The 24,814-nt window shown below is 59.6% G+C and carries 25 protein-coding genes; 17 read left to right on the forward strand and 8 right to left on the reverse strand.

Annotated features, from left to right (window positions below):
* Positions 1 to 17 precede the first annotated feature (17 nt).
* The 6 genes from purF (at position 18) to hisP (ending at position 5,599) form a co-directional block, all read left to right on the forward strand.
* Entirely contained in the window at positions 18 to 1,535 is a 1,518-nt protein-coding gene (gene purF / locus L085_RS11475; protein ID WP_004936117.1) for an amidophosphoribosyltransferase, read from the forward strand.
* Positions 1,536 to 1,674: 139 nt separating this feature from the next.
* A complete protein-coding gene (locus L085_RS11480) occupies positions 1,675 to 2,247 on the forward strand; it encodes a UbiX family flavin prenyltransferase (RefSeq protein ID WP_004936112.1) in 573 nt (190 codons plus the stop codon).
* 305 nt (positions 2,248 to 2,552) lie between these two features.
* Positions 2,553 to 3,335: a histidine ABC transporter substrate-binding protein HisJ gene (gene hisJ / locus L085_RS11485; protein ID WP_004936109.1), complete on the forward strand. Its 783-nt coding sequence runs from the start codon at positions 2,553 to 2,555 to the stop codon at positions 3,333 to 3,335.
* An 82-nt stretch (positions 3,336 to 3,417) separates the two neighbouring features.
* A complete protein-coding gene (locus tag L085_RS11490; protein WP_015378590.1) occupies positions 3,418 to 4,104 on the forward strand; it encodes a histidine ABC transporter permease HisQ in 687 nt (228 codons plus the stop codon).
* Positions 4,101 to 4,805, forward strand: a complete 705-nt coding sequence (locus tag L085_RS11495; protein ID WP_015378589.1) for an ABC transporter permease — start codon at positions 4,101 to 4,103, stop codon at positions 4,803 to 4,805. The genes L085_RS11490 and L085_RS11495 overlap by 4 nt, the downstream gene beginning before the upstream one ends.
* Positions 4,806 to 4,825: 20 nt before the next feature.
* Complete coding sequence (hisP, locus tag L085_RS11500; RefSeq protein WP_044030791.1) at positions 4,826 to 5,599, forward strand: histidine ABC transporter ATP-binding protein HisP; 774 nt, start codon at positions 4,826 to 4,828, stop codon at positions 5,597 to 5,599.
* 7 nt (positions 5,600 to 5,606) lie between these two features.
* On the opposite strand, the gene L085_RS11505 is transcribed toward hisP, so the two are convergent.
* From L085_RS11505 to yfcG, 3 genes are all read right to left on the reverse strand, one after another.
* Positions 5,607 to 6,521 (reverse strand): TIGR01777 family oxidoreductase, encoded by a 915-nt coding sequence (locus L085_RS11505; RefSeq protein WP_044030792.1) that lies wholly within the window; start codon positions 6,519 to 6,521, stop codon positions 5,607 to 5,609.
* A 16-nt stretch (positions 6,522 to 6,537) separates the two neighbouring features.
* The gene (gene folX / locus L085_RS11510) at positions 6,538 to 6,909 is read right to left on the reverse strand and encodes a dihydroneopterin triphosphate 2'-epimerase (protein ID WP_004936094.1); all 372 of its coding nucleotides are present in this window, start codon (positions 6,907 to 6,909) and stop codon (positions 6,538 to 6,540) included.
* A 111-nt stretch (positions 6,910 to 7,020) separates the two neighbouring features.
* Entirely contained in the window at positions 7,021 to 7,650 is a 630-nt protein-coding gene (gene yfcG, locus L085_RS11515) for a GSH-dependent disulfide bond oxidoreductase (RefSeq protein WP_004936091.1), read from the reverse strand.
* A 233-nt stretch (positions 7,651 to 7,883) separates the two neighbouring features.
* On the opposite strand from yfcG, the gene yfcE reads away from it, so the two are divergent.
* The gene (yfcE, locus tag L085_RS11520; RefSeq protein WP_021505564.1) at positions 7,884 to 8,435 is read left to right on the forward strand and encodes a phosphodiesterase; all 552 of its coding nucleotides are present in this window, start codon (positions 7,884 to 7,886) and stop codon (positions 8,433 to 8,435) included.
* Between the two features lie 99 nt (positions 8,436 to 8,534).
* Positions 8,535 to 9,080, forward strand: coding sequence for an NUDIX hydrolase YfcD (yfcD, locus tag L085_RS11525; RefSeq protein WP_004936086.1), 546 nt, complete (start codon positions 8,535 to 8,537; stop codon positions 9,078 to 9,080).
* A gap of 55 nt (positions 9,081 to 9,135) precedes the next feature.
* On the opposite strand, the gene L085_RS11530 is transcribed toward yfcD, so the two are convergent.
* Positions 9,136 to 10,155: a LacI family DNA-binding transcriptional regulator gene (locus L085_RS11530; protein WP_004936083.1), complete on the reverse strand. Its 1,020-nt coding sequence runs from the start codon at positions 10,153 to 10,155 to the stop codon at positions 9,136 to 9,138.
* 310 nt (positions 10,156 to 10,465) lie between these two features.
* On the opposite strand from L085_RS11530, the gene L085_RS11535 reads away from it, so the two are divergent.
* From L085_RS11535 to L085_RS11555, 5 genes are all read left to right on the forward strand, one after another.
* Entirely contained in the window at positions 10,466 to 10,909 is a 444-nt protein-coding gene (locus tag L085_RS11535; RefSeq protein ID WP_044030793.1) for a PTS sugar transporter subunit IIA, read from the forward strand.
* 92 nt (positions 10,910 to 11,001) lie between these two features.
* Positions 11,002 to 11,283 carry a PTS sugar transporter subunit IIB gene (locus L085_RS11540; protein ID WP_015378585.1) on the forward strand — a complete coding sequence of 94 codons (282 nt, stop codon included), beginning with the start codon at positions 11,002 to 11,004 and terminating at the stop codon, positions 11,281 to 11,283.
* Between the two features lie 23 nt (positions 11,284 to 11,306).
* Positions 11,307 to 12,686 (forward strand): PTS ascorbate transporter subunit IIC, encoded by a 1,380-nt coding sequence (locus L085_RS11545; RefSeq protein ID WP_004936074.1) that lies wholly within the window; start codon positions 11,307 to 11,309, stop codon positions 12,684 to 12,686.
* A gap of 13 nt (positions 12,687 to 12,699) precedes the next feature.
* Entirely contained in the window at positions 12,700 to 13,551 is an 852-nt protein-coding gene (locus L085_RS11550) for a transketolase (RefSeq protein ID WP_044030794.1), read from the forward strand.
* Positions 13,544 to 14,503: a transketolase family protein gene (locus L085_RS11555; RefSeq protein ID WP_033632504.1), complete on the forward strand. Its 960-nt coding sequence runs from the start codon at positions 13,544 to 13,546 to the stop codon at positions 14,501 to 14,503. The genes L085_RS11550 and L085_RS11555 overlap by 8 nt, the downstream gene beginning before the upstream one ends.
* Positions 14,504 to 14,566: 63 nt before the next feature.
* Here the strand turns inward: L085_RS11555 and pta are convergent, their stop codons facing one another.
* Positions 14,567 to 16,729 (reverse strand): phosphate acetyltransferase, encoded by a 2,163-nt coding sequence (gene pta / locus L085_RS11560; RefSeq protein ID WP_031300545.1) that lies wholly within the window; start codon positions 16,727 to 16,729, stop codon positions 14,567 to 14,569.
* Between the two features lie 74 nt (positions 16,730 to 16,803).
* Positions 16,804 to 18,006, reverse strand: a complete 1,203-nt coding sequence (gene ackA, locus L085_RS11565) for an acetate kinase (protein WP_004936063.1) — start codon at positions 18,004 to 18,006, stop codon at positions 16,804 to 16,806.
* 358 nt (positions 18,007 to 18,364) lie between these two features.
* Here ackA and yfbV point away from each other — a divergent pair, with 358 nt between their 5' ends.
* The 4 genes from yfbV (at position 18,365) to L085_RS11585 (ending at position 22,060) form a co-directional block, all read left to right on the forward strand.
* Positions 18,365 to 18,820, forward strand: a complete 456-nt coding sequence (gene yfbV, locus L085_RS11570; RefSeq protein ID WP_004936061.1) for a terminus macrodomain insulation protein YfbV — start codon at positions 18,365 to 18,367, stop codon at positions 18,818 to 18,820.
* Between the two features lie 142 nt (positions 18,821 to 18,962).
* The gene (locus tag L085_RS11575) at positions 18,963 to 19,457 is read left to right on the forward strand and encodes a YfbU family protein (RefSeq protein WP_004936059.1); all 495 of its coding nucleotides are present in this window, start codon (positions 18,963 to 18,965) and stop codon (positions 19,455 to 19,457) included.
* A 17-nt stretch (positions 19,458 to 19,474) separates the two neighbouring features.
* Complete coding sequence (locus tag L085_RS11580) at positions 19,475 to 20,131, forward strand: sugar phosphatase (protein WP_044030795.1); 657 nt, start codon at positions 19,475 to 19,477, stop codon at positions 20,129 to 20,131.
* Between the two features lie 78 nt (positions 20,132 to 20,209).
* The gene (locus L085_RS11585; RefSeq protein WP_071841625.1) at positions 20,210 to 22,060 is read left to right on the forward strand and encodes an SLC13 family permease; all 1,851 of its coding nucleotides are present in this window, start codon (positions 20,210 to 20,212) and stop codon (positions 22,058 to 22,060) included.
* A gap of 27 nt (positions 22,061 to 22,087) precedes the next feature.
* On the opposite strand, the gene yfbR is transcribed toward L085_RS11585, so the two are convergent.
* Both yfbR and L085_RS11595 read right to left on the reverse strand, forming a co-directional pair.
* The gene (gene yfbR, locus L085_RS11590; protein ID WP_015378582.1) at positions 22,088 to 22,687 is read right to left on the reverse strand and encodes a 5'-deoxynucleotidase; all 600 of its coding nucleotides are present in this window, start codon (positions 22,685 to 22,687) and stop codon (positions 22,088 to 22,090) included.
* 107 nt (positions 22,688 to 22,794) lie between these two features.
* The gene (locus L085_RS11595) at positions 22,795 to 24,009 is read right to left on the reverse strand and encodes a pyridoxal phosphate-dependent aminotransferase (RefSeq protein WP_004936047.1); all 1,215 of its coding nucleotides are present in this window, start codon (positions 24,007 to 24,009) and stop codon (positions 22,795 to 22,797) included.
* Positions 24,010 to 24,814: the final 805 nt, after the last annotated feature.

Genomic DNA, 24,814 nt, shown 5'->3' on the forward strand with positions numbered 1-24,814 from the left:
GATGAGGAAAAGACAACATGTGCGGTATTGTCGGTATCGCCGGTTTCATGCCGGTAAACCAGTCGATTTATGATGCGCTGACGGTGCTTCAGCACCGTGGCCAGGATGCCGCAGGCATCGTCACCATTGACGCCCACAACGGGTTCCGTTTGCGTAAAGCCAACGGCCTGGTGAAAGATGTGTTTGAGGCGCGCCATATGCAACGCTTGCAGGGCAACATGGGCATTGGCCATGTGCGTTACCCGACGGCCGGCAGCTCGAGCGCCTCTGAGGCCCAGCCTTTCTACGTCAACTCGCCGTTCGGCATTACGCTGGCCCACAACGGCAACCTGACCAACGCCCATGAGCTGCGCCAAAAGCTGTTCGAAAGCGGCCGCCGCCATGTCAACACCACCTCCGACTCGGAAATCCTGCTGAACGTGCTGGCCAGCGAGCTGGATCGCTTCCCGCACTACCCGCTGGAGGCCGACAACATTTTTACCGCGGTCGCCGCCATGCATCAGCAACTGCGCGGCGCTTACGCCTGCGTGGCGATGATCATCGGCCATGGCCTGCTGGCGTTCCGCGATCCGAACGGCATTCGCCCGCTGGTGATCGGCAAGCGCACGCTGGAGGATGGCCGCAGCGAGTACATGGTGGCTTCCGAGAGCGTGGCGCTGGATACCCTGGGCTTTGAGTTCCTGCGCGACGTGGCGCCGGGCGAAGCGGTGTACATCACCACCAAGGGCCAGCTGTTCACCCGCCAGTGCGCAGAGAACCCGAAAACCAACCCGTGCCTGTTCGAATACGTCTATTTCGCGCGCCCGGACTCCTTTATGGACAAGATCTCGGTCTACAGCGCCCGCGTGCGCATGGGCCAGAAGCTGGGTGAGAAGATTGCCCGCGAATGGGAAGATCTGGACATCGACGTGGTGATCCCGATCCCGGAAACCTCCTGCGACATCGCGCTGGAGATCGCGCGTATTCTCGAGAAGCCCTACCGCCAGGGCTTTGTGAAGAACCGCTACGTCGGCCGCACCTTTATCATGCCGGGCCAGCAGGCGCGTCGTCAGTCGGTGCGTCGCAAGCTGAACGCCAACCGCGCCGAATTCCGCGACAAGAACGTGCTGCTGGTGGATGACTCCATCGTGCGCGGCACCACTTCGGAGCAGATCGTCGAAATGGCGCGCGAAGCGGGCGCCAAGCGCGTCTATCTGGCTTCCGCCGCGCCGGAAGTGCGTTTCCCTAACGTCTACGGCATCGACATGCCGAGCGCCAACGAACTGATCGCCCACGGGCGTGAAGTGGATGAAATCCGCCAGATCATCGGCGCCGACGGGCTGATCTTCCAGGACCTGGACGATCTGATCGAAGCGGTGCGCGAAGAGAACCCGGACATCACCCAGTTCGAATGCTCGGTATTCAACGGCATCTACGTGACCAAAGACGTCGATCAAAGCTATCTGGAATACCTGGAGTCGCTGCGCAGCGACGACGCCAAGGCGCTGCGAGGGCAAACCGAAGCGGAAAATCTGGAACTGCACAACGAAGGCTAACCGGCCGCGTTGATCCATCAGGGGGCATCGCCGCGTCTGCGGCGGTGCGCCTTGCTCCTGTGAACTTGCTTATCCCTCGCCATTGCGGCAAAGTCTGCCTGATCTTATTTTTACTTTTTTACGGCAGAGGCCATTCTTCATGAAACGACTCATCATCGGCATTTCCGGCGCCAGCGGCGCGATCTACGGCGTGCGCCTGTTACAGGTTTTGCGCGACGTCGCAGAGGTGGAAACCCATCTGGTGATGAGCAACGCTGCACGGCAGACGCTGGCGCTGGAAACGCCGTACAGCCTGCGTGAAGTGCAGGCGCTGGCCGACGTGGTGCACGATGCGCGCGATATCGCCGCCGCCATCTCCTCCGGCTCTTTCAAAACCCTGGGTATGGCGATCCTGCCATGCTCGATCAAAACCCTGTCCGGCATCGTCAACAGCTACAGCGACGGGCTGCTGACCCGCGCCGCCGACGTGGTGCTCAAAGAGCGCCGCCGTTTGGTGCTGTGCGTGCGGGAAACGCCGCTGCACCTTGGGCACCTGCGGCTGATGACGCAGGCGGCGGAGATGGGGGCGGTGATCATGCCGCCGGTGCCGGCGTTTTACCACCAGCCGAAAAGCGTGGAAGACATCATCGATCAGACCGTCAATCGGGTGATCGATCAGTTTGATATCGAACTGCCGGCCGATCTGTTCACCCGCTGGCAGGGCGCTGATTAACATTTTCATCCCCAAATTGGTACATTTGTGCAACACCGCACTGAATTAGGGCGGCGCATGCACCATAATGATCCCACTTCATCACGTTCACTGTTTCATGGCGCCGCCTTATCGCGGCTGCCAGTGGCGCGGCCCCGAGCGGCCGATTTAATTTTGCGGTTATCGTCCTAGGAAACAGTATTGTGAAGGCCGGAGCCGTTCCCTCCGCCCGTAGCACCTAATGTGGCACGATTACTGCAAATTGATTTGGTGGGGAAAAGTAATGCCCGTAGTGGCATCAAAAAAAATCAATTTGAGGGTAATTTATGAAAAAGCGGGTTTTGATTTTGCCGTTAGTTCTGGCTTTGAGCGCCGCCAGCAGCGCCTTTGCCGCCATTCCTTCCACGCTGAAGATTGGCACCGATCCGACTTACGCACCGTTTGAATCCAAAAACGCCAAAGGCGAATTGGTTGGCTTTGACATCGATTTGGCCAAAGAGCTGTGCAAACGCATCAATACCCAATGCACCTTCGTGGAGAGCGACTTCGACGCGCTGATCCCATCCCTCAAGGCGAAGAAAATCGACGCCATCATCTCTTCGCTGTCCATCACCGAAAAACGCCAGCAGGAAATCGCCTTTACCGACAAGCTGTATGCCGCCAACGCGCGTCTGATCGCGCCGAAAGGATCCAAGCTGTTGCCTACCGTGGACGCCCTGAAAGGCAAGAGCGTGGGCGTGTTGCAGGGCACTACCCAGGAAGCCTACGCCAACGCCATGTGGCAGCCGAAGGGCATCACCGTCGTGCCTTACCAGAACCAGGATCTGGTTTACGCCGATTTGGCTTCCGGGCGTATCGACGCCGCCTTCCAGGATGAAGTGGCGGGCAGCGACGGCTTCCTGAAACAGCCGCCGGGCAAAGACTATGCGTTCGCCGGCGAATCGGTGAAGGATGACAAGTTCTTCGGCGTCGGCACCGGCATGGGGCTGCGCAAGACCGATACCGAGCTGAAGGCGGCGCTGGACAAAGCTTTCGCCGAGATGCGCAAAGACGGCACCTACGACAAATACGCGAAAAAGTACTTCGACTTTGACGTCTACGGCGGGTAATCCGCTTACCGTTCCATGCTGTGACTGTGGGGCCGGCGTGCCGGCCCCGATGGTTCGGATCCTAGACCACAGGGTGAAGTAGATGCTGCAAGGCTATTCCCAACTGATTTTCGAGGGGGCTCTGGTGACGCTGGAGCTGGCCCTCAGTTCCGTGCTGCTGGCGGTGGTGATCGGCCTGATCGGCGCCGGTGGCAAACTGTCTCATAACCCCTTTATCTCCGGCCTGTTCGGCGCCTATACCACGCTGATCCGCGGCGTGCCCGATCTGGTGCTGATGCTGCTGATCTTTTATGGTCTGCAAATCGCGCTGAACAATATCACTACGCTGCTGGGCTTCGCGCAGATCGATATCGATCCGCTCGGCGCCGGCATCATAACCCTCGGCTTTATCTACGGCGCTTATTTTACCGAGACCTTCCGCGGCGCTTATCTGGCGGTGCCGAAAGGGCAGATCGAAGCGGCGACAGCCTATGGCTTCAGCGGCGCGCAGATCTTCCGGCGCATTCTGTTCCCGGCGATGATGCGTTTTGCCCTGCCGGGCATCGGCAACAACTGGCAGGTGATCCTGAAGGCGACGGCGCTGGTGTCGATTCTCGGCCTGAACGACGTGGTCAAAGCCACGCAGCTGGCGGGGAAAGGCACCTATCAGCCGTTCTTCTTCGCCATCGTGGCCGGCGTGGTGTATCTGGTCTTCACTACCGTTTCCAACGGCGTGCTGCTGTGGCTTGAACGGCGTTACTCACTGGGCGTCAAGAGGGCCGAGCTATGATCGATATCCTGCAACAGTACTGGCAGTCGCTGCTGTGGAGCGACGGCTACCGCTTTACCGGCGTGGCGATCACGCTGTGGCTGCTGATCGCTTCAGTGGTGATGGGCGGGCTGCTGGCGATCCCGATGGCGGTGGCGCGCGTGTCTTCCCTGCGCTGGGTGCGTTTCCCGGTGTGGCTCTACACCTATGTGTTTCGCGGTACGCCGCTGTACGTGCAGCTGCTGGTGTTCTACTCCGGCATGTACAGCCTCGAGATCGTGCGCGGCAGCGAGTTTCTCAATGCGTTTTTCCGCAGCGGGCTCAACTGCACCATCCTGGCGCTGACGCTCAACACCTGCGCTTATACCACCGAGATCTTCGCCGGGGCGATCCGCTCGGTGCCGCACGGTGAAATCGAGGCCGCCAACGCCTACGGTTTCTCGCGCTTCAAGATGTATCGCTGCATCATTTTGCCTTCGGCGCTGCGCACCGCGCTGCCGGCTTACAGCAACGAGGTGATCCTGATGCTGCATTCCACCGCGCTGGCGTTTACCGCCACCGTGCCGGATCTGCTGAAGATCGCGCGCGACATCAACGCCGCGACCTATCAGCCGTTCTACGCCTTCGGCATCGCGGCGGTGCTGTATCTGATCATCTCCTACGTGTTAATCAGCCTGTTCCGCAAAGCTGAGAAACGCTGGATGGCACACGTTAGTCACTGATAAATGACGGGAAGAAAACCATGTCTGAGAATAAATTAGCCGTCACGGAACTGCACAAACGCTATGGCGACCACGAAGTGCTGAAGGGCGTCTCGCTGGCGGCCAACGCCGGGGATGTGATCAGCATCATCGGCTCCTCCGGCTCCGGCAAAAGCACCTTTCTGCGCTGCATCAACTTCCTTGAGAAGCCGAGCGAAGGTTCGATCAGTCTGAACAACGAAGATATTCGCATGGTGCGCGACAAGGACGGCCAGCTGAAGGTATTCGACAAGAAGCAGCTGCAGCTGCTGCGCACCCGCCTGACCATGGTGTTCCAGCATTTTAACCTGTGGAGCCACATGACGGTGCTGGAGAACGTGATGGAGGCGCCGGTGCAGGTGCTGGGGCTGAGCAAGGCCGACGCGCACGAGCGCGCGGTGCGCTACCTGGATAAAGTGGGCATCGACGAGCGGGCGCGCGGCAAGTACCCGGTGCACCTGTCGGGCGGCCAGCAGCAGCGCGTCTCTATTGCCCGCGCATTGGCGATGGAGCCGGAGGTGCTGCTGTTTGACGAACCGACGTCGGCGCTGGATCCCGAGCTGGTGGGCGAGGTGCTGCGCATCATGCAGAAGCTGGCGGAGGAGGGGAAAACCATGGTGGTGGTGACGCACGAAATGGAATTTGCGCGCCACGTTTCGAACCTCGTGATCTTCCTGCACAAAGGGTTGATCGAAGAGCAGGGGCCGCCGGCCGAGCTGTTCGGCAACCCCAAAAGCCCGCGCCTGCAGCAGTTCCTGTCCGGCGCGTTGAAGTAACCTCAGATCAGCGGGCTTCGGCCCGCTGATTGACAACGTCATCCAACGCCTGTTCCAGCTCCAGATAACGGAAGTGGAAACCGGCCTCTTCCAGCCGTTTCGGCACCGCCCGCTGGCCGCCGAGCACCAGCACCGCCGCTTCCCCCATCAACAAACGCATGACGAACGCCGGCACCCGCAGAAACGCCGGGCGATCGAGCACGTTGGCCAATTGGGCGGCGAACTGTTCGTTATGCACCGGGTAGGGGGCGACCATGTTGAACGGGCCGGTCAGCGTGGCGTGATCCAGCAGATAAATAATGCCGTTGACCATGTCGTCGAGATGGATCCACGGCAGATATTGGCGGCCGTCGCCGATCGGGCCGCCCAGTCCGAAGCGGAACGGTGGCAGCATTTTGGCCAGCGCGCCGCCCTGTGGCGCCAGCACCACGCCGGTGCGCAGCAGGCAGACGCGGGTGGCGTCGCTCTGCGCCTGCAGCGCCAGCGTTTCCCAGCGCTGGCACAGCTGGTGGGTGAATTCGTCGTGCGGCGGCTCCTCTTCGGTGACCACCGCCTGCCCCTGATCGCCGTAGTAGCCGACGGCGGAACCGGAAATCAGCACGCCGGGCGGCGTGCTGCCGGCCTTGATCAGCTGCGCCAGGCGTTCGGTCAGATCCCAGCGGCTGCGGCACAGGCGCTCTTTCTGCTGCGCGCTCCAGCGCTTGTCGGCGATAGGTTCGCCGGCCAGGTTGATCACCGCGTCGAAGTCATCCAGCGACTGCCGGTCGTCCAGCGTTCGCCAATAGCTCGGCCGATCGCCGAGCCTGGCTCGGGCGCGCCGCTCGTCGCGGGTCAGTACCGTAATGTGGTGAGAAAGCGCCAGCAGTCTTGCCGTCAGGCTGCTGCCTATCAATCCCGTTGCGCCGGTGATCAGGATCCGCATGGTCTACCTCCCTGAGTTAGCCCCGGCGGTAGCTCATGGTCATGGAGACCGAATCGGCGTAGCGCAGAGCCAGAAGTTTATCTATCTCCACTTCAGCATAGGTTACCCAGGCGTGTTCTTTTACGATGTCGAGCACATCCTGCGTTAATTTTTCCAGCAACGCGAAACGGTTATCTTCCACATGGCGGATGATCGCTTTGGTGATGGTGCGGTAGTTGAGCGCGTCGGCGATGTCTTCGCTGTTGCGCGCCTTGTCCGCCGGGTAGTGGATCACCACGTTGATCAGAACGTCCTGCCGGTTGTTGATTTCCTCTTCCTTGATACCGATGAACGTGCGCAGCCGCAGATTTTTAATGCGAATAACGGCGTCGGGTTGACTGAAAGACATCAGAGATTCTCCATAGGTCTGATTATTAGCGTTCAGAATACACGGAAAGTAAGGAAATGATAACGTGAGGACGATGTGACTCCCCGGCCGACGGGGAGTCGGAGGAGGCGCTTAGGCTTGTTCGGCCAGTTTGTAGGCGCGCTCGGTCGCCGGGCGGTTGCTGATGCGCTCGAACCAGTTGCGCACCGCCGGGTAATCTGCCAGATCGATGCGCTGGCGCGGATGCGACACCACCCACGGGTAAGTGGCGATATCGGCGATGCTGTAGTTATCGCCGCCCAGGTACGGGTGTTTTTGCAGTTCAGCGTCCAGCACGCCGTACAGCCGTTTGGTTTCCAGATGGTAACGCTCGATGGCGTAAGGCACCGGCTGCGGCGCGTAGTGGTTAAAGTGGTGATTCTGCCCGAGCATCGGCCCGAACCCGGCCACCTGCCAGAACAGCCACTGCAGGGTGGCGGCGCGTTCGCGCAGGCCCTTGCTCAGCAGCTTGCCGGTCTTCTCCGCCAGATACAGCAGGATTTCCCCGGACTCGAACAGGCTGATTGGCGCGCCGCCGTCCACCGGTTGCTGATCGACAATCGCCGGGATTTTGTTGTTGGGAGAAATGCTCAGAAAGTCCGGTTTGAACTGCTCGCCGGCGCTGATGTTTACGCGATGGATACGGTAGGGCAAGCCGACCTCTTCCAGAAACAAGGTGATCTTGTGACCATTGGGAGTAGGCGCGTAATACAGGTCAATCATGTTGCCTCCTGCGGTAAGGTGATCTGTAATTCATTACACGTTGCTGCGGTCTTCGCCGCGCACAAAGGTATATCAGAGATCCAACAATAGCAGCTAAGGATAGCAGGCTATGTGGGATTCGTCCGATGCTATCTGCGCAGTTGGATCACAATTCTACACCGGGGCGGGCGGCGGTTTGCCGCACGGCGCCGGCGCGGTAAAATGGCGCTTATTTCCCTCTATAGGACAAGGTTATGAAGCTGATGTTCGCCTCGGATATCCACGGATCGCTGCCGGCTACCGAACGCGTGCTGGAATTGTTCGCACAACAGGGCGCCGACTGGCTGATTCTTCTGGGCGATTTGCTGAATCACGGCCCGCGCAACGCGCTGCCGGCCGGGTATCAGCCCGCTCAGGTTGCCGAACGATTGAATCGCTATAGCGACAAGATCATCGCCGTTCGCGGCAATTGCGACAGCGAGGTCGATCAGATGCTGCTGACGTTCCCTATCGAGGCGCCCTGGCAACAGGTTTTACTGCAAAAAAGACGATTGTTTTTGACCCACGGTCACCTTTATCATCCCTCGGCACTGCCGCCGTTATCCCGCGGTGACGTCCTGGCCTACGGCCATACGCATCTGCCGCAGGCGGAGCGGCAGGGTGAGATCTATTGCTTCAATCCGGGCTCGGTCAGCATCCCGAAAGGGGGCTTTCCGGCCAGCTACGGCATGTTGGATCGGGGCACTTTGCGCGTGCTGGCGCTCGACGACGGCAAGGTCGTCGCGGAGGTGGCGTTAACACGCTAAACGCACTAATTTATACACACACAATAAAAATCTTTGAAAAACACTCATTGATTAACCAGCGCGCGGGATGCATCGCGCCAAAATAGAAGGTTTTAGAGGATGGCGGAACAGGGTCAGGCTGCAGATACCGAATGGGTTGATATCGTCGACGAGCAAAACGAGGTGATTGCGCAATCCAGTCGTCAACAGATGCGGGCGGAGCGGCTGCGTCATCGTGCTACCTATATTGTGGTGCATGATGGGATGGGAAAAATTCTGGTGCAGCGTCGCACCGAGATCAAGGACTTCTACCCGGGCTGGCTGGACGCGACGGCGGGCGGCGTAGTGCAAAGCGGTGAAAACGTGCTGGACTCGGCGCGCCGCGAGGCGGAAGAGGAGCTGGGCATCGCCGGCGTGCCTTTCGCCGAACACGGTCTGTTCTACTTCGAAGAAGAGCAGTGCCGGGTGTGGGGCGCGCTGTTCAGCTGTGTGTCGCACGGCCCGTTCGCGCTGCAGGAAGAAGAAGTGGCTGAAGTGTGCTGGCTGACGCCGGAAGAGATCACCGCGCGCTGCGACGAATTTACCCCGGATTCGCTGAAGGCGCTGTCGCTGTGGCTGACGCGCAACAACGAGCAGGATTACGGTAAGCCGCTCGACAACCACTGAGACGCCAACGCGTGAGAAAGCCGGTCATCGACCGGCTTTTTTTTATGCTGTGGATTCAGCAGCTGTCACGGCGGCACAGCGTGGCGGGCAGGGAACCTGCCGGCTGCCAGGGTTGCTCGTTCAGCCGCGCCAGCAGCGCCTGGCCGGCCTGAATGCCGATATCGCGATGCGGAATGGTCATGGTGGTCAGCGGCGGCTGGCACACCCGGCTGAACTCGCTGTTGCCGAACCCCACCACCGCCAGATTGTCCGGCACCTTGATGCGCCGCCGCTGGCATTCATACAGCGCGCCGCCCGCCAGTTCGTCCGAGGCACACACCAGCGCGTCCAGCTCCGGCCAGGCCAGCAAAAATTCCGGCAGCTGCTGCGCGCCGGTGCTGAAGCTGGCGGGCTGTGCGGCGTTGATCACCCGATGCGGCGACATATGGTTGCGCAGCAACGCCTTGTGCCAGCCCTGCAGGTGCTGCTGGAAAATCCACTGTTCCTGATTGGCGCACAGCAGCCCGATATTCTGATAGCCGCTGGCGATCACCGTTTGCGTCAGCTGATACATGGCCGCCACGTAATCGATGCCGATGCTCATGTCGATCGGATCGGCGCGCACGGCGCCGATCTCCACCACCGGAATGTTGGCGGCGATCAACGCGTTGCGGGCATTTTGCGAATGCTCGACGCTGAGCAGCACCGCCGCCGCCAGGTTGTAAGAGAGCAGGGTCTCCAGCAGTTTCTCCTCGCGTTCCAGGTGGTGCTGCGACTCCGCCAGCATGATGTGATAGCCGGCGGGCTGCAGCACTTTCTGCAGGCCGGCGAACATCTCGGCGCAGCCGGATTCGGACAGGCTGGGCACCACCATGGCGATGGTGTAAGAGGAGGCCGACGCCAGCGAACTGGCGGCCAGGTTGGGCAGATACCCCAACTCGCTCACCGCGGCTTCAATCTTCTCGCGCAGTTTGTCTGAAACCTGCTCCGGCGTGCGCAGCGCGCGCGACACCGTCATGGTGCCGACGCCCGCCAGCTGCGCTACATCAGCCAACGTCACCCTGCCCGTGCTGCGTCGTTTTTTACCGATCGACATGCCAAATCCCGACTGAAATGCGCGCGCGGCGCATAAAAATGGTGAGGGTGGGAAGCCGACGGCGCGGCTTCGACGATCCCCGTATGCGGCACATTCTACCCCGTTACCCGAAAGAGCGAGAAAAAATTGTGGTTAACGTCATACCGCAGCACGGCGTTTTGATAGCGCTATCACAGATCTGCATGATAGCGCTTTGGTAGCGCTATCTTTGTGATGTCCATCACTGTGTGGCCAGGAGGGGTTGATTAAAGTTTTACCGTCGCCGGTGAATTAATCACCGGCCGTAATCATCGACTCTCGGGAGGATAACGTGCTGAAAGAGTGGCTGACCGCCGATCATATACAGCTGTGCGAACGGGTGGAGGACTGGCGCCAGGCGGTAACGCTGAGCGCGCAGCCGCTGCTGCAAGACGGTGTGATTACGCCGAATTACCTGACGGCCATCTTTCATCAGCAGGAGAAGCTCGGCCCTTACTTCGTCCTGGCGCCGGGCATCGCCATGCCACACGCCCGGCCAGAGCTGGGCGCCAACGCGCTGGGGTTATCGCTGTTGAAGATCCATCAGGGGGTGAACTTTCATTCCGCGGATAACGATCCGGTTCAGGTGGTGGTGATGCTTTCCGCACCCGACGGCAACAGCCACATCGAATTGATTTCGCAACTGGCGGAATTATTTTCCGATAACCAGGCCATGGAGGCGTTATTTCACGCCAAAGATAAACAGCAAATCGAGGATATTATCGCCCGCTATTAACGTTTAATCACCAGGAACATTATTAATGCTAACAACGCCGGGAATATGACCGGCGGCGCTACCCTACACGCTAAATTCAACAGGTGGATATCATGAAAATCATGGCGATTTGCGGTTCAGGTCTCGGCAGCAGCTTTATGGTGGAAATGAACATTAAAAAGGTGCTGAAAAAGATGGGGGTGGAGGCCGAGGTTGAACACTCCGATCTGTCGTCCGCCACTCCCGGCGCGGCCGACGTGTTCGTGATGGCAAAAGATATTGCCGACAGCGCCAGCGTGCCGGCCGAGCAGCTGGTGGTGATCAGCAACATCATCGACATCAATGAGCTGGAAGCCAAGCTGCGCGCTTACTTCGAAGCCCACTCAATCCTCTGAATAAAACGATTGGCGAGGTGGATATGTTTATCCAGGAAACGCTCAAGTTTGTGGTGGATATATTAAAGGTGCCTTCGGTGCTGGTCGGGCTTATTGCGCTGATCGGTTTGCTGGCGCAAAAGAAATCCTTTTCCGACGTGGTGAAAGGCACGGTAAAAACCATTCTCGGCTTTATCGTGTTGGGCGGCGGCGCCACGGTATTGGTCGGGTCGCTCAATCCGTTGGGCGGCATGTTCGAACACGCGTTTAATATTCAGGGCATCATTCCGAACAACGAAGCCATCGTCTCTATCGCGCTGGAGAAATACGGCGCTTCCACCGCCTTGATCATGGCGTTTGGCATGGTGGCAAACATCGTGGTGGCGCGCTTCACCCGGCTGAAATACATCTTCCTCACCGGCCACCACACCTTCTACATGGCCTGCATGATCGGCATCATCCTGACGGTGGCAGGCTTCGAGGGCGTGCAGCTGGTGTTTACCGGCGCGTTGACCCTGGGGCTGGTGATGGCGTTCTTCCCGGCGATTGCCCAGCGCTATATGCGCCGCATCACCGGCAACGACGATATCGCTTTCGGCCACTTTGGCACCCTGGGCTATGTGCTGTCCGGTTGGATCGGCTCGAAGGTGGGCAAAAATTCGCGCTCAACCGAGGAGATGAACCTGCCGAAAAATCTCAGCTTCCTGCGCGACAGTTCCATTTCGATCTCGATGACCATGATCGTCATCTACCTGATCCTGGCGATCTGCGCCGGGCGGGCCTATGTGGAAAGCGAACTCAGCGGCGGCCAGAACTACCTGGTGTATTCGATTATCCAGGCCATCACCTTCGCCGCCGGGGTGTTCATCATTCTGCAGGGCGTGCGCTTGATTCTGGCGGAGATCGTGCCGGCGTTCACCGGCTTCTCGGAAAAACTGGTGCCTAACGCGCGGCCGGCGTTGGATTGCCCGGTGGTGTATCCCTATGCCCCCAACGCGGTGCTGATCGGCTTCCTGTTCAGCTTCCTTGGCGGGTTGGCCGGGCTGTTCCTGCTGGGGCAACTGAAGATGGTGCTGATCCTGCCCGGCGTGGTGCCGCATTTCTTCACCGGCGCTACCGCCGGGGTGTTCGGCAACGCGACCGGCGGGCGGCGCGGCGCGATGCTGGGCGCCTTTGCCAACGGGCTGCTGATCACCTTCCTGCCGGTGCTGCTGCTGCCGGTGTTGGGGGCGCTTGGTTTTGCCAACACCACCTTCTCCGACGCCGACTTCGGCGCGATCGGCATCCTGCTGGGCAATATGGCGCGCTTTATGTCGAAGGAGATGATCATGTTGGCGATCGTCGCCGTGTTCGCGCTGTTGGTGGCGCATAACTTCCTGGGAAAACGCAAAGGCGCGCCGGCCGCTGACCGCGTCGAGAAATAACGAGGGCAGACTGATGAACGACACAACGAGCGAAACGGAAATTGAAGAGCTGCGTGCCCTGGCGCGCGCGATCCGCCTGGAAACGCTGAAAGCGCTGACCGGGCTGGGCTTCGGCCACTATGGCGGCTGCATGTCGGTGGTGGAGACGCTGGCGGTGCTGTACGGCGGCGTGATGCGCATCGATCCGGCGGATCCGGACTGGCCGGAACGCGATGACTTTGTGCTGTCGAAAGGGCACGCCGGCCCGGCGTTGTACAGCACGCTGGCGATCAAGGGCTACTTCCCGCTGGCGGAGTTGCAAACCCTCAACCAGAACGGCACGCGCCTGCCGAGCCACCCGGACCGGCTGCGCACGCGCGGCGTGGACGCCACCACCGGCTCACTGGGGCAGGGCGTGTCGATCGCCGCCGGCATGGCGTTATCCCATCGGCTGGCGGGGCGGCGCAATCGGGTGTTCAGCATTCTCGGCGACGGGGAGCTGAATGAAGGACAGTGCTGGGAGGCATTCCAGTTTATCGCCCACCACAACCTGAACAACCTGACGCTGTTCATCGATTACAACAAGCAACAGCTGGACGGCGCGCTGGACGAGGTGATCCAACCGTTCGATCTGGCCGCCAAGTTCCGCGCCTTCGGCTTTGAGGTGCAGACTGTCAAGGGTGACGACATCGCGGCGCTGCTGGCGGCGGTAGCGCCGGCGCGCGGCGGTGAACAGCGGCCGCTGGCGATCGTGCTCGACAGCATCAAGGGACAGGGCGTGACCTATCTGGAAAAACTGTCGAACTCACACCACCTGCGCCTGACGCCGGACGTGCAGTTGGAGATCGAAAAAGCCATCGCCGAACTGGAGGCCGCCCATGTTTAACGTAGTGACGCAGTTGGAAAACGACACCGTCGAAATGCGCAAAGTCTACGCCGGCGCGGTGCGGCGGCAGATTGAAGCGGGCGCGCCGATCATCGCGCTGGAGGCGGATTTGATGAGCTCGATGGCGATGGACGGCGTGCACCAGGATCACCCGCAGCACGTGATCAACTGCGGCATCATGGAGGCCAACGTGATCGGCGTCGCCGCCGGGCTGTCGCTCACCGGCCGGGTGCCGTTCGTGCACACCTTTACCGCCTTCGCCAGCCGCCGCTGTTTCGATCAGCTGTTCATGTCGCTGGATTACCAGCGCAACAACGTCAAGGTGATCGCCTCCGACGCGGGGGTGAGCGCCTGCCACAACGGCGGCACCCACATGTCGTTCGAAGACATGGGCATCGTGCGCGGGCTGGCGCATTCGGTGGTGCTGGAGGTGACCGACGCCACCATGTTCGCCGACGTTCTGCGCCAGCTGATGGATCTGCGCGGCTTCTATTGGGTGCGCACCATCCGCAAGCAGGCGACGCGCATCTACCAGGAGGGCTCGCGCTTTACCATCGGCAAGGGCAACCTGCTGCGCGACGGTGACGATATCACGCTGATCGCCAACGGCATCATGGTGGCGGAGGCGCTGAAGGCGGCGGAGATGCTGGCGCGGCAGGGTGTCAGCGCGGCGGTGATCGATATGTTCACCCTCAAGCCTATCGACCGTGAACTGATCAAAACCTACGCGGCCAAGACCGGACGCATCGTCACCTGTGAAAACCACAGCATTCATAACGGGCTGGGATCGGCGGTGGCGGAGGTGTTGGCGGAGGAGTGCCCGACGCCGATGCGGCGCGTGGGGGTGAAGGAGCGTTACGGCCAGGTGGGCACCCAGGCGTTTTTACAGCAGGAGTATGGTCTGACCGCCGAACATATTCTGGAGGCCGCCGGGCAGTTGCTGGCGCGTTAGGAAACGCAAAAGAAAAGCGCCGGTCAATGACCGGCGCTTTTTTATCGCTCAACCTGAGGAATATCAGGCCTTGGCGGCGGCAGCGTCAGCCTGGGAAGACTGGATCGCCGTCAGCGCAACGGTGTAGACGATATCGTCAACCAGTGCGCCGCGCGACAGGTCGTTCACCGGTTTGCGCATGCCTTGCAGCATCGGCCCGATGGAGACCAGGTCAGCGGAACGCTGTACCGCTTTGTAGGTGGTGTTGCCGGTGTTCAGATCCGGGAAGATGAACACGGTCGCCTGGCCGGCCACCGGTGAGTTCGGCGCCTTGGATTTGGCAACGTCGGCCATGATGGCGGCGTCGTACTGCAGCGGGCCGTCGATGATCAGGTCCGGGCGTTTTTCCTGCGCCAGACGGGTCGCTTCGCGCACTTTCTCGACGTCGCTGCCCGCACCGGAGTTGCCGGTGGAGTAGGAGATCATCGCTACGCGCGGCTCGATGCCGAAGGCGGCGGCGGAATCCGCAGACTGGATGGCGATTTCAGACAGCTGCTCGGCGGTCGGATCCGGGTTGATCGCGCAGTCGCCGTAGACCAGTACCTGGTCAGGCAGCAGCATGAAGAACACGGAGGACACCAGCGAGCTGCCCGGCGCGGTTTTGATCAGCTGCAACGGCGGACGGATGGTGTTGGCGGTGGTGTGAACCGCGCCGGAGACCAGACCGTCGACTTCGCCTTGTTCCAGCATCAGGGTGCCGAGCACCACGTTGTCTTCCAGCTGCTCGCGCGCGACCACTTCGGTCATGCCCTTGCTCTTGCGCAGCTCAACCAGACGCGGCACGTAGTTTTCACGCACGGCGACCGGATCGACGATTTCGATGCCTTTGCCCAGCTCAACGCCTTGCGCCGCCGCGACGCGCTGGATCTCGTCCGGGTTGCCGAGCAGCACGCATTCCGCGATGCCGCGTTCGGCACAGATGGCCGCCGCTTTCACGGTGCGCGGCTCGTCGCCTTCCGGCAGCACGATGCGCTTGCCGGCTTTACGCGCCAGTTCGGTCAGCTCGTAACGGAACGCCGGTGGAGACAGGCGGCGTGAACGCTCGGAGGTGGCGGTCAGCGAATCGATCCACTCGGTGCTGATGTGGCTGGCCACGTAGTTCTGCACTTTCTCGATGCGCTGGTGGTCGTCCGCCGGCACTTCGAGGTTGAAGCTCTGCAGGCTCAGCGAGGTCTGCCAGGTGTTGGTGTCGACCATGAACACCGGCAGGCCGGTCTGGAAGGCGCGTTCGCACAGCTTCTTGATCGGCTCGTCGATGGCGTAGCCGCCGGTCAGCAGGATAGCGCCGATTTCCACGCCGTTCATCGCCGCCAGGCAGGCGGAGACCAGTACGTCAGGACGGTCTGCGGAGGTCACCAGCAGGGAGCCTGGGCGGAAGTGTTCCAGCATGTGCGGAATGCTGCGCGCACAGAAGGTCACGGACTTCACGCGGCGGGTCATGATGTCGCCTTCGTTGACCACGCGGGCCTTCAGGTGGCGAGCCATGTCGATGGCGCGGGTGGCGATCAGATCGAAGCTCCACGGCACGCAGCCCAGAACCGGCAGCGGGCTGTTGGCGAACAGCTGCGCAGGATCGACGTGGGCGATGCTGGCCTTGGTGGAGTCGTCGAAGATTTCGGACAGGTCAGGACGGGTGCGGCCCTGATCGTCGACCGGTGCGTTCAGCTTGTTGATGATCACGCCGGTGATGTTTTTGTTCTTGCTGCCGCCGAAGCTGGTGCGCGCCAGTTCGATGCGCTCTTTCAGCTGCGCCGGGGAGTCGTTGCCCAGCGCCAGCACGAAGACGATCTCGGCGTTCAGGGTTTTGGCGATCTCGTAGTTCAGCGCGTTGGCGAACTGGTGTTTGCGGGTCGGCACCAGGCCTTCGATCAGCACCACTTCCGCGTCTTTGGTGTTCTCGTGGTAGCGCGCCACGATCTCTTCCATCAGCACGTCTTGCTGGTTGGAGCTCAGCAGGCCCTCAACGTAGTCCATGCGCAGCGGTTCGGCCGCCGTAATGGTGGAGTTGCTGCTGCGGATGATGGTGGTGGTCTGGTCGAGTGCGTTGTCGCCGGTGCGCGGTTGAGCGATAGGCTTGAACACGCTCAGACGAACGCCTTTTTGCTCCATGGAGCGGATGACACCCAGGCTGACGCTGGTCAGGCCGACGCTGGTGCCGGTGGGGATCAACATAATAGTACGTGACACAGAATAGTCCTCTTCACGATTAACATGAGGCTAAAACAACACCGTCAGCCTGGGCTGACGGTGTTTTGAGAGCATTACGCGGTCAGGCGGGATGCGTCCTGCGCGATGACCAACTCTTCGTTGGTCGGGATCACCAGCGCCAGGCGGCTGCCGTCTTTGGTGATGGCGCCGGATTTGCCGAAGCGAGCGGCCATGTTGCGGTCGTGATCGATTTCGAAGCCCAGCAGGCCCAGTTTGTTCAGGGTCAGCTCACGCACCATGCCGGCGTTCTCGCCGATGCCGCCGGTGAAGATCACCGCGTCCAGACGGCCTTCCATCAGCGCGCTGTAGGCGCCGACGTATTTGGCCAGACGGTGGCAGAACACGTCCATGGCGCGTTTGGCGTCGGCTTTGCTGTCGTAGTTGTCTTCAACGTAACGGCAGTCGCTGGTGACTTCGGTCAGGCCCAGCAGGCCGGATTCTTTGGTCAGCATCTTGTTGATCTGATCAACGCTCATGCCCAGAGAATCGTGCAGGTGGAAGATGATAGCCGGATCGATGTCACCGCTGCGGGTGCCCATTACCAGGCCTTCCAGCGGGGTCAGACCCATGGAGGTGTCAACGCATTGGCCGTTGCGCACTGCGGTGACGGAACCGCCGTTGCCCAGGTGGCAAGTGATCACGTTCACTTCTTCCACCGGCTTGTTCAGCATCTTCGCGGCTTCCTGAGTCACGTAGAAGTGGCTGGTGCCGTGTGCGCCGTAGCGGCGAACGCCGTGGTCGCGGTACAGGCTGTACGGCAGGGCGTACAGGTAAGATTCTTCCGGCATGGTCTGGTGGAACGCGGTGTCGAACACGGCAACGTTCTTGTCAGCCAGGTGAGGGAAGGATTTCAGCGCTTCCGCGATGCCGATCAGGTGAGCTGGGTTGTGCAGTGGTGCAAACGGCACGGAATCTTTGATACCCTGCAGAACTTCGTCGTTGATCACGGCGGAGGCGGTGAACTTCTCGCCGCCGTGCACGATGCGGTGGCCGATGGCGGTCAGCTGCGCAGAAAGCTCTGGTTTTTGTGCCAGAATAGTATTAACAATGAAGTTCAGCGCTTCGCTGTGTGCAGCGCCGGCCCCCAGGGCAGCTTCGTGTTTGGCGCCGTCCATTTTCCACTTGATGCGAGCTTCAGGCAGGTGGAAACACTCGGCCAAACCGGAGAGGAATTCGTCGCCGTTAACGGCATCGATGATGGCGAATTTCAGAGAAGAACTGCCGCAGTTAAGAACCAGTACTAGCTTACTCGACATGGAAGTACCTACTTAAATAGTCGTGTTGTTAAAAGAAAATCGAACACACGTGGTGAATTAATCGTCAATCAGACAACAAGCGTAGCGCATAGTGCCGATGACATTTATGATTAACATCATGTGAAGTGCACAAATCACAGGATGATGGAAAAACCGATGATTTCTCTGCGGTTTAAATAATCTTGATTTTTATAGGGCTAAAAGTTGACAAAATTTACGTCATCTTCTACCGGCCACAAGGCCGGCTTAGGATACCGATAGCCCGGTGCAAACACAAAATAAATTTAAAGCTTCAAATTTTTTAGTATGGTCTCTGGCAGCACGCTTTTAGTTTCTTTACGTGACGTTGAGGTACGCAATGACGAGCAAACCGTCCGGTTCCGTAAGCTGGTTTCAGGTCTTCCAGCGCGGGCAGCATTATATGAAAACCTGGCCGTCAGACAAACGTCTGGCACCGGTCTTTCCGGAGAACCGCGTTGCGCGTGCCACCCGTTTCGCTATTCGTTTCATGCCGCCGTTGGCGATTTTCACGCTGACCTGGCAGATCGCGCTCGGCGGCCAGCTCGGCCCGGCGATCGCCACCGCGCTGTTCGCTTGCAGCCTGCCGATGCAGGGCTTGTGGTGGCTGGGGCGCCGTTCGGTCACGCCGCTGCCGCCGACGCTGCTGCAATGGTTCCATGAGGTGCGCAACAAGCTGACGGAAGCCGGACAGGCGGTGGCGCCGCTCGAAGGCACGCCGACCTATCAGACGTTGGCTGATTTGCTCAAGCGCGCCTTCAAGCAGCTGGACAAAACCTTCCTCGACGATCTGTAAATGAAAAAAGGCCGCGCTGTGCGGCCTTTTTCGTCTAAGCGCCAATAACCCCGGTTTAAATCAAAGAACGGTCGAGTTGTGATTTCCTGCGTTCTTGCGCTGTGCGATGCTCCCGCCATCACACAGAAATGAGGAAATCCTGATGGAAATGACCAACGCCCAGCGGCTGATCCTGTCGAATCAGTACAAGATGATGACCCTGCTCGATCCGGACAACGGCGATCGTTATCGCCGGTTGCAAACCATCGTCGAACGCGGCTTCGGTTTGCAAATGCGCGAGCTGGATCGCGACTTCGGCGAACTGAGCGAAGAGGTGTGCCGCACCATCATCAACGTGATGGAGATGCATCATGCGCTGCAGGTTTCCTGGGGCAACCTGAAAGAGAAGCAGGATCTGGACGAGCGCCGCCTGGCGTTTCTCGGTTTCGATGCCGCGACCGAGGCGCGCTACCTGAGTTACGTACGTTTCCTGGTCAGCACCGAGGGGCGCTATACTCACTTTGATTCCGGCAGCCACGGTTTTAACGCCCAGACCAAAATGTGGGAAAAATATCAGCGTATGCTGGCGATTTGGCAGGCCTGCCCGCGCCAGTATCACTTGAGCGCCGTTGAGATAGCGCAAATCATCAATGCTTGATTAAGAAGAGGTTTTCTGTGGAGTGTAAGGGTTTTCTGTTCGATCTTGATGGCACCCTGGTGGATTCGCTGCCGGCGGTAGAGCGCGCCTGGACGCACTGGGCCGAGCGCCGCAGCGTCGATCCGCAAGCGGTGCTGGACTTCATTCACGGTAAACAGGCCATTACTTCTCTGCGCCACTTTATGCCGGGTGAAAGCGAAGCGGAAATTCAGCGTGAATTCCAATTGCTGGAGCAGGTGGAAGCGCAGGATACCGACGGCGTTCGCGCGCTGCCGGGCGCCATTGCATTGCTGGAGCGCTTGAACGCGCTCGGCATCCCTTGGGCGATCGTCACCTCCGGTTCGGTGCCGGTGGCGAGCGCCCGCCGCCAGGCCGGCGGCTTGCCGCAGCCGGCGGTGTTCATCACCGCTGAGCAGGTTAAACATGGCAAGCCGCAGCCCGACGCCTATCTGCTGGGCGCCGAGCGCCTGGGGCTGGCGCCGCACGAGTGCGTGGTGGTCGAAGACGCACCGGCCGGCATTCTCTCCGGCCTGGCGGCGGGTTGCCAGGTGATTGCGGTCAACGCCCCGGCCGATGCACCGAAGCTGGAGCAGGTCGACCTGCGGCTGGATTCGCTGGCGCAGATCGCCGTCGATAAAACGGCGCAGGGCGCGATCGTTCGCCGGCTGGCCTGAGTGGCATTATCTTCACCCTAATTGATTAGACCCCGCCTCGGCGGGGTTTTTTATGCTATTTTTTAGGCCCTTGGACATTTGCCGGATGAGGCCGTTTTGAACAGCGAATTACTGTGGGTGCTGAGTTTACTGCTGATTGCCATCGTGCTGTTTACCACCAACAAGCTGCGTATGGACGTGGTGGCGCTGTTGGTGATCATCGCTTTCGTGCTGAGCGGCACGCTCAGCCTACAGGAGGCGACGGTCGGTTTCAGCGATCCCAACGTGATTTTGATCGCCGCGCTGTTCGTGATCGGCGAAGGGCTGGTGCGCACTGGCGTGGCTTATCAGGTGGGCGACTGGCTGGTCAAAGTCGCCGGCAGCAGCGAAACCAAAATGTTGATGCTGCTGATGGTGACGGTCGCCGGGCTGGGGGCATTTATGAGCTCGACCGGCGTGGTGGCGATCTTTATCCCGGTGGTGCTCAGCGTGACGGCGAGAATGAAGATCGCGCCGGGGCGGCTGATGATGCCGCTCAGTTTCGCCGGGCTTATCAGCGGCATGATGACGCTGGTGGCCACGCCGCCCAACATGGTGGTCAACAGCGAACTGGTGCGCGAAGGCATCCATGGTTTCGGTTTCTTCAGCGTGACGCCTATCGGCCTGGTGGTGCTGGCGCTGGGCGTTGGCTACATGCTGATCGCCCGCCGTTGGCTGGGCAGCAGTGACACGGGCAAAGCCGGCGACGACTGGCAGCGCCGCTCCTTCCGTGACCTTATCCGCGATTATAAGCTGACCGGCCGTGCGCGGCGGCTGGCTGTCCGCAGCGCTTCGCCGCTGATCGGGCGTTCGCTGGACGAGCTGCACCTGCGTGCGTGCTATGGCGCCAACGTGGTGGGCATCGAGCGCTGGAAACGCTTCCGGCGGGTGATGGTCAGCGCCTCCGGCAGCACCGAACTGCGCGAGGGCGACGTCCTCTTGATCGACATGTCGGACAGCCAGGTCGATCTGCGCGAATTCTGCGGCGAACAGCGGCTGGAGCCGATGGTGCTGCGCGGTGATTACTTCTCTGAACAGTCGCGCAACGTCGGCATGGCGGAGGTCTCGCTGATCCCGGACTCGGCGCTGCTGGGTAAAAGCCTGCGCGAAGCGGCGTTCCGCAGCCGCTACGATCTGAACGTGGTGGGTATCCGCCGCCACGGCGAGACGCTGGGCGGCAAATTGGTGGACGAGCCGCTGGAACTGGGCGACATCTTGCTGGTGATCGGCGACTGGAAGGCGATTCGTCAGCTGCAGGCCAAAACCCACGACTTTATCGTGCTCAATCTGCCGGCCGAGGTGGACGAAGTGGCACCGGCCATCACGCAGGCGCCGCACGCGCTGTTTTGTCTGGCGCTGATGGTGGCGATGATGCTGACCGACGAAATCCCCAACCCAATCGCGGCGCTGATCGCCTGTTTGCTGATGGGCAAGTTCCGCTGTATTGATATGGAGAGCGCCTATAAATCGATCCATTGGCCGAGCATTATTTTGATCGTCGGCATGATGCCGTTCGCGCAGGCGCTGCAAAAGACCGGCGGGGTGGATCTGATCGTCAGCGGGCTGATGGACGTCGCCGGCGGCGCGGGGCCGCGCGTGATGCTGCTGTGCCTGTTCGTCTTGTGTGCCACCATCGGCCTGTTTATTTCCAACACCGCGACGGCGGTGCTGATGGCGCCGATCGCCATCGCCGCCGCGCGCGAAATGGGGGTATCGCCATACCCGTTCGCGATGATTATCGCCGTCGCCGCGTCCGCCGCCTTTATGACGCCGGTCTCTTCACCGGTCAATACGCTGGTGCTGGGGCCGGGCAATTACAAGTTCGGCGATTTCGTGCGGCTCGGCGTGCCGTTCACCCTGTTGGTGATGGCGGTCAGCGTGATTGTGGTGCCGTGGCTCTACGGTTTTTAACGGCGCAGCGAGGCTGCGCCGGCGGGGTTACAGCGAGCTGTCGAGGCTGATTTCGTCCAATGACAGGCTGAAACTGGGAATGAATACCTCCATGAAGTAGTCCATTTCCGGGCTGCGGCGCTGCTCCAGGGTTTTATCCAGCCGCGCCTTGGCCAGGGTGAATTCGTTGTTGCCGGCAGACAGCTCCTCCAGGCATTTCAGGTAGGCGCACAATGCGTCCGCCTGCTTTACCACCTGTTTTTCATCTTCGCTGTAGTAGTGCTCATCGAGAATGGTGCGGAAGTCGTTGCGCAGCTCTGCGGGGATCATGTCCAGCAGCTTTTGCTGGGCGATCTTTTCGATCTTCTTGTACTCATGGGCGATCTGCGGATTGTAGTACTTGATCGGCGTCGGCATGTCGCCGGTGATCACTTCGCTGGCGTCGTGGTACATCGCCAGCAGGGCAACGCGATCGGCGTTGAGGTTGCCGTTGAATTTGCGGTTCTTGATCACCGCCAATGCGTGGGCGACAAAGGCCACCTGCAGACTGTGTTCGGAGACGTTCTCGGTACGCACGTTGCGCATCAGTGGCCAGCGGTTGATCAGTTTCAGGCGGGACAGATGGGCGAAGAAATGGCTCTGGCTCATGGTGCTCTCTTTAACGGCAAGTGAGGGCCCCATTGTGAAGCAGTGACGGCGAATTTTGCAACCGGGCAATGAGAGAAGGGCGCAGCAAGGCGCTGCGCCCCAGGCGATTACTGATGGTAGCCTTCAAGGAAGCGGCCCAGCTTGCCGACCGCCATTTCCAGCTCGTCTACGCGCGGCAGGGTGACGATACGCACGTGATCCGGGTAGGGCCAGTTGAATGCGGTCCCCTGCACCAGCAGCACTTTTTCCTGCAGCAGCAGATCCAGCACCAGTTTCTGGTCGTCATGGATATTGAAGCGTTTGGCATCGATGCGCGGGAACATATACAGCGCGCCCTGCGGCTTCACGCATGAGACGCCCGGAATGTCGTTGAGCAGTTCCCAGGTGCGGTTGCGCTGTTCGTACAGACGGCCGCCGGGCTGAATGAATTCGCTGATGCTTTGATAACCGCCCAGCGCGGTCTGAATGGCGTGCTGCATCGGCACGTTGGCGCACAGGCGCATCGAAGCCAGCATCTCCAGCCCTTCGATATAGCCTTTGGCGTGCTTCTTCGGCCCGTTCAGCACCATCCAGCCCTGACGGAAGCCCGCCACGCGGTAGGTTTTCGACAGGCCGTTGAAGGTCACGGTCAACAGATCCGGCGCCAGCGCAGCGATCGAATGATGCTCCGCTTCGTCATACAGGATCTTGTCGTAGATTTCGTCGGCGAAGATGATCAGGTTGTGTTGGCGGGCGATCTCGACGATCTGCTCCAGCAGCGCTTTACTGTACACCGCGCCGGTCGGGTTGTTCGGGTTGATGATCACGATGCCGCGGGTGCGCGGGGTGATCTTGCTGATGATGTCGTCCAGATCCGGGAACCAGCCGGCCTGCTCATCGCACAGGTAATGTACGGCCTTGCCGCCGGACAGCGAGACCGCGGCGGTCCACAGCGGATAGTCCGGCGCCGGCACCAGCATTTCGTCGCCGCTGTTGAGCAGCGCCTGCATGGATTGAACGATCAGCTCGGAGACGCCGTTGCCAATGTAGATATCCTCAACGGTCACGTCACGCATGTTGCGCGCCTGATAGTGCTGCATGATCGCTTTACGCGCCGAGAAGAGGCCCTTGGAGTCGGAGTAACCTTGCGCCGTGGGCAGATTGCGGATCACGTCGACCAGGATTTCGTCCGGGGCGTCGAAACCGAACGGGGCAGGGTTGCCGATGTTCAGTTTCAGGACTTTGTTGCCTTCTTCTTCAAGACGTTTAGCTTCTTTAAGCACCGGGCCGCGAATGTCATAGCAGACGTTGTCCAGTTTGCTGGATTTCTCAATGGGGGACATAAAAAGTTGAGCCTTTTGCTGGGATAGGGGCGCTCCTACCGTGGGACGCCGCAACCCGCCCAATGTACTCCTGGCGTAGTTGCTTTTGAAGGGTTTTGCACGCCTTTGGTGCAAATGCATGTCGTAAAGGGGGATTTTAGTTATGATAAGCAAAGGTAAAGTTATTTTGTGGTTCATAATTTCATGAACTATAATTTTACTAGGGTTTTATTCTGTTAAATTGCGTGTCGATAAACGAGACGTGCCGGCGATCGCGGCCGGTAGCAGTGAAATGATAAGCCGAAAGTGAGAATGGGCTTCAATAAACTGTAAAGGAACGATAATACCGGAGTTGTCTGATAGCGGGTTGCCGGTTAGCGCACCACACTAAGAAAATGGCATATTTACATTAGCTTTACTTTATATTTCAGCTTAAGCATTGTTTATGTGGTTATAGGATTATTATTTAAAGTAAAAATCTTACTGATTGAATTTATTAAATTCATTGAGTGATAACACGAAGTTGGCGCCGTTAATTATTTATTTTTCTTACTCTGTAATGCAGTCTGAACGCCGGTTGATAAGGATTCTCAGTAGCACGAATGGAGTGGAAATTAGGCGGTATCAATGAGTAAAATCTCAGGTTCGGTGGGGGTTTTCCCTTTCCACCGGTATTCAGTCCCCCGCGTTCTATAAGCACCATCGATAGATCGCATTTTAAAAGGCGATAGAGGTAACGAATCATAAGTAATTTTTTTGCCCTCCACTTATGAGTGGGGTACTGTCATAACAGGCTCCGTCCTTTTCAACGGCGTCTGAGAAACAC

Origin of the sequence: Serratia sp. FS14, assembly GCF_000695995.1 — a bacterium.
GTDB lineage: Bacteria > Pseudomonadota > Gammaproteobacteria > Enterobacterales > Enterobacteriaceae > Serratia > Serratia nematodiphila.

What these genes read in the sequence shown, in the direction of transcription:
- purF (WP_004936117.1), top strand. Translation starts at nt 18, where the DNA reads ATGTGCGGTATTGTCGGTATCGCCGGTTTCATGCCGGTAAACCAGTCG.
- L085_RS11480 (WP_004936112.1), top strand. Translation starts at nt 1,675, where the DNA reads ATGAAACGACTCATCATCGGCATTTCCGGCGCCAGCGGCGCGATCTAC.
- hisJ (WP_004936109.1), top strand. Translation starts at nt 2,553, where the DNA reads ATGAAAAAGCGGGTTTTGATTTTGCCGTTAGTTCTGGCTTTGAGCGCC.
- L085_RS11490 (WP_015378590.1), top strand. Translation starts at nt 3,418, where the DNA reads ATGCTGCAAGGCTATTCCCAACTGATTTTCGAGGGGGCTCTGGTGACG.
- L085_RS11495 (WP_015378589.1), top strand. Translation starts at nt 4,101, where the DNA reads ATGATCGATATCCTGCAACAGTACTGGCAGTCGCTGCTGTGGAGCGAC.
- hisP (WP_044030791.1), top strand. Translation starts at nt 4,826, where the DNA reads ATGTCTGAGAATAAATTAGCCGTCACGGAACTGCACAAACGCTATGGC.
- L085_RS11505 (WP_044030792.1), bottom strand. Translation starts at nt 6,521, where the DNA reads ATGCGGATCCTGATCACCGGCGCAACGGGATTGATAGGCAGCAGCCTG.
- folX (WP_004936094.1), bottom strand. Translation starts at nt 6,909, where the DNA reads ATGTCTTTCAGTCAACCCGACGCCGTTATTCGCATTAAAAATCTGCGG.
- yfcG (WP_004936091.1), bottom strand. Translation starts at nt 7,650, where the DNA reads ATGATTGACCTGTATTACGCGCCTACTCCCAATGGTCACAAGATCACC.
- yfcE (WP_021505564.1), top strand. Translation starts at nt 7,884, where the DNA reads ATGAAGCTGATGTTCGCCTCGGATATCCACGGATCGCTGCCGGCTACC.
- yfcD (WP_004936086.1), top strand. Translation starts at nt 8,535, where the DNA reads ATGGCGGAACAGGGTCAGGCTGCAGATACCGAATGGGTTGATATCGTC.
- L085_RS11530 (WP_004936083.1), bottom strand. Translation starts at nt 10,155, where the DNA reads ATGTCGATCGGTAAAAAACGACGCAGCACGGGCAGGGTGACGTTGGCT.
- L085_RS11540 (WP_015378585.1), top strand. Translation starts at nt 11,002, where the DNA reads ATGAAAATCATGGCGATTTGCGGTTCAGGTCTCGGCAGCAGCTTTATG.
- L085_RS11545 (WP_004936074.1), top strand. Translation starts at nt 11,307, where the DNA reads ATGTTTATCCAGGAAACGCTCAAGTTTGTGGTGGATATATTAAAGGTG.
- L085_RS11550 (WP_044030794.1), top strand. Translation starts at nt 12,700, where the DNA reads ATGAACGACACAACGAGCGAAACGGAAATTGAAGAGCTGCGTGCCCTG.
- L085_RS11555 (WP_033632504.1), top strand. Translation starts at nt 13,544, where the DNA reads ATGTTTAACGTAGTGACGCAGTTGGAAAACGACACCGTCGAAATGCGC.
- ackA (WP_004936063.1), bottom strand. Translation starts at nt 18,006, where the DNA reads ATGTCGAGTAAGCTAGTACTGGTTCTTAACTGCGGCAGTTCTTCTCTG.
- yfbV (WP_004936061.1), top strand. Translation starts at nt 18,365, where the DNA reads ATGACGAGCAAACCGTCCGGTTCCGTAAGCTGGTTTCAGGTCTTCCAG.
- L085_RS11575 (WP_004936059.1), top strand. Translation starts at nt 18,963, where the DNA reads ATGGAAATGACCAACGCCCAGCGGCTGATCCTGTCGAATCAGTACAAG.
- yfbR (WP_015378582.1), bottom strand. Translation starts at nt 22,687, where the DNA reads ATGAGCCAGAGCCATTTCTTCGCCCATCTGTCCCGCCTGAAACTGATC.
- L085_RS11595 (WP_004936047.1), bottom strand. Translation starts at nt 24,009, where the DNA reads ATGTCCCCCATTGAGAAATCCAGCAAACTGGACAACGTCTGCTATGAC.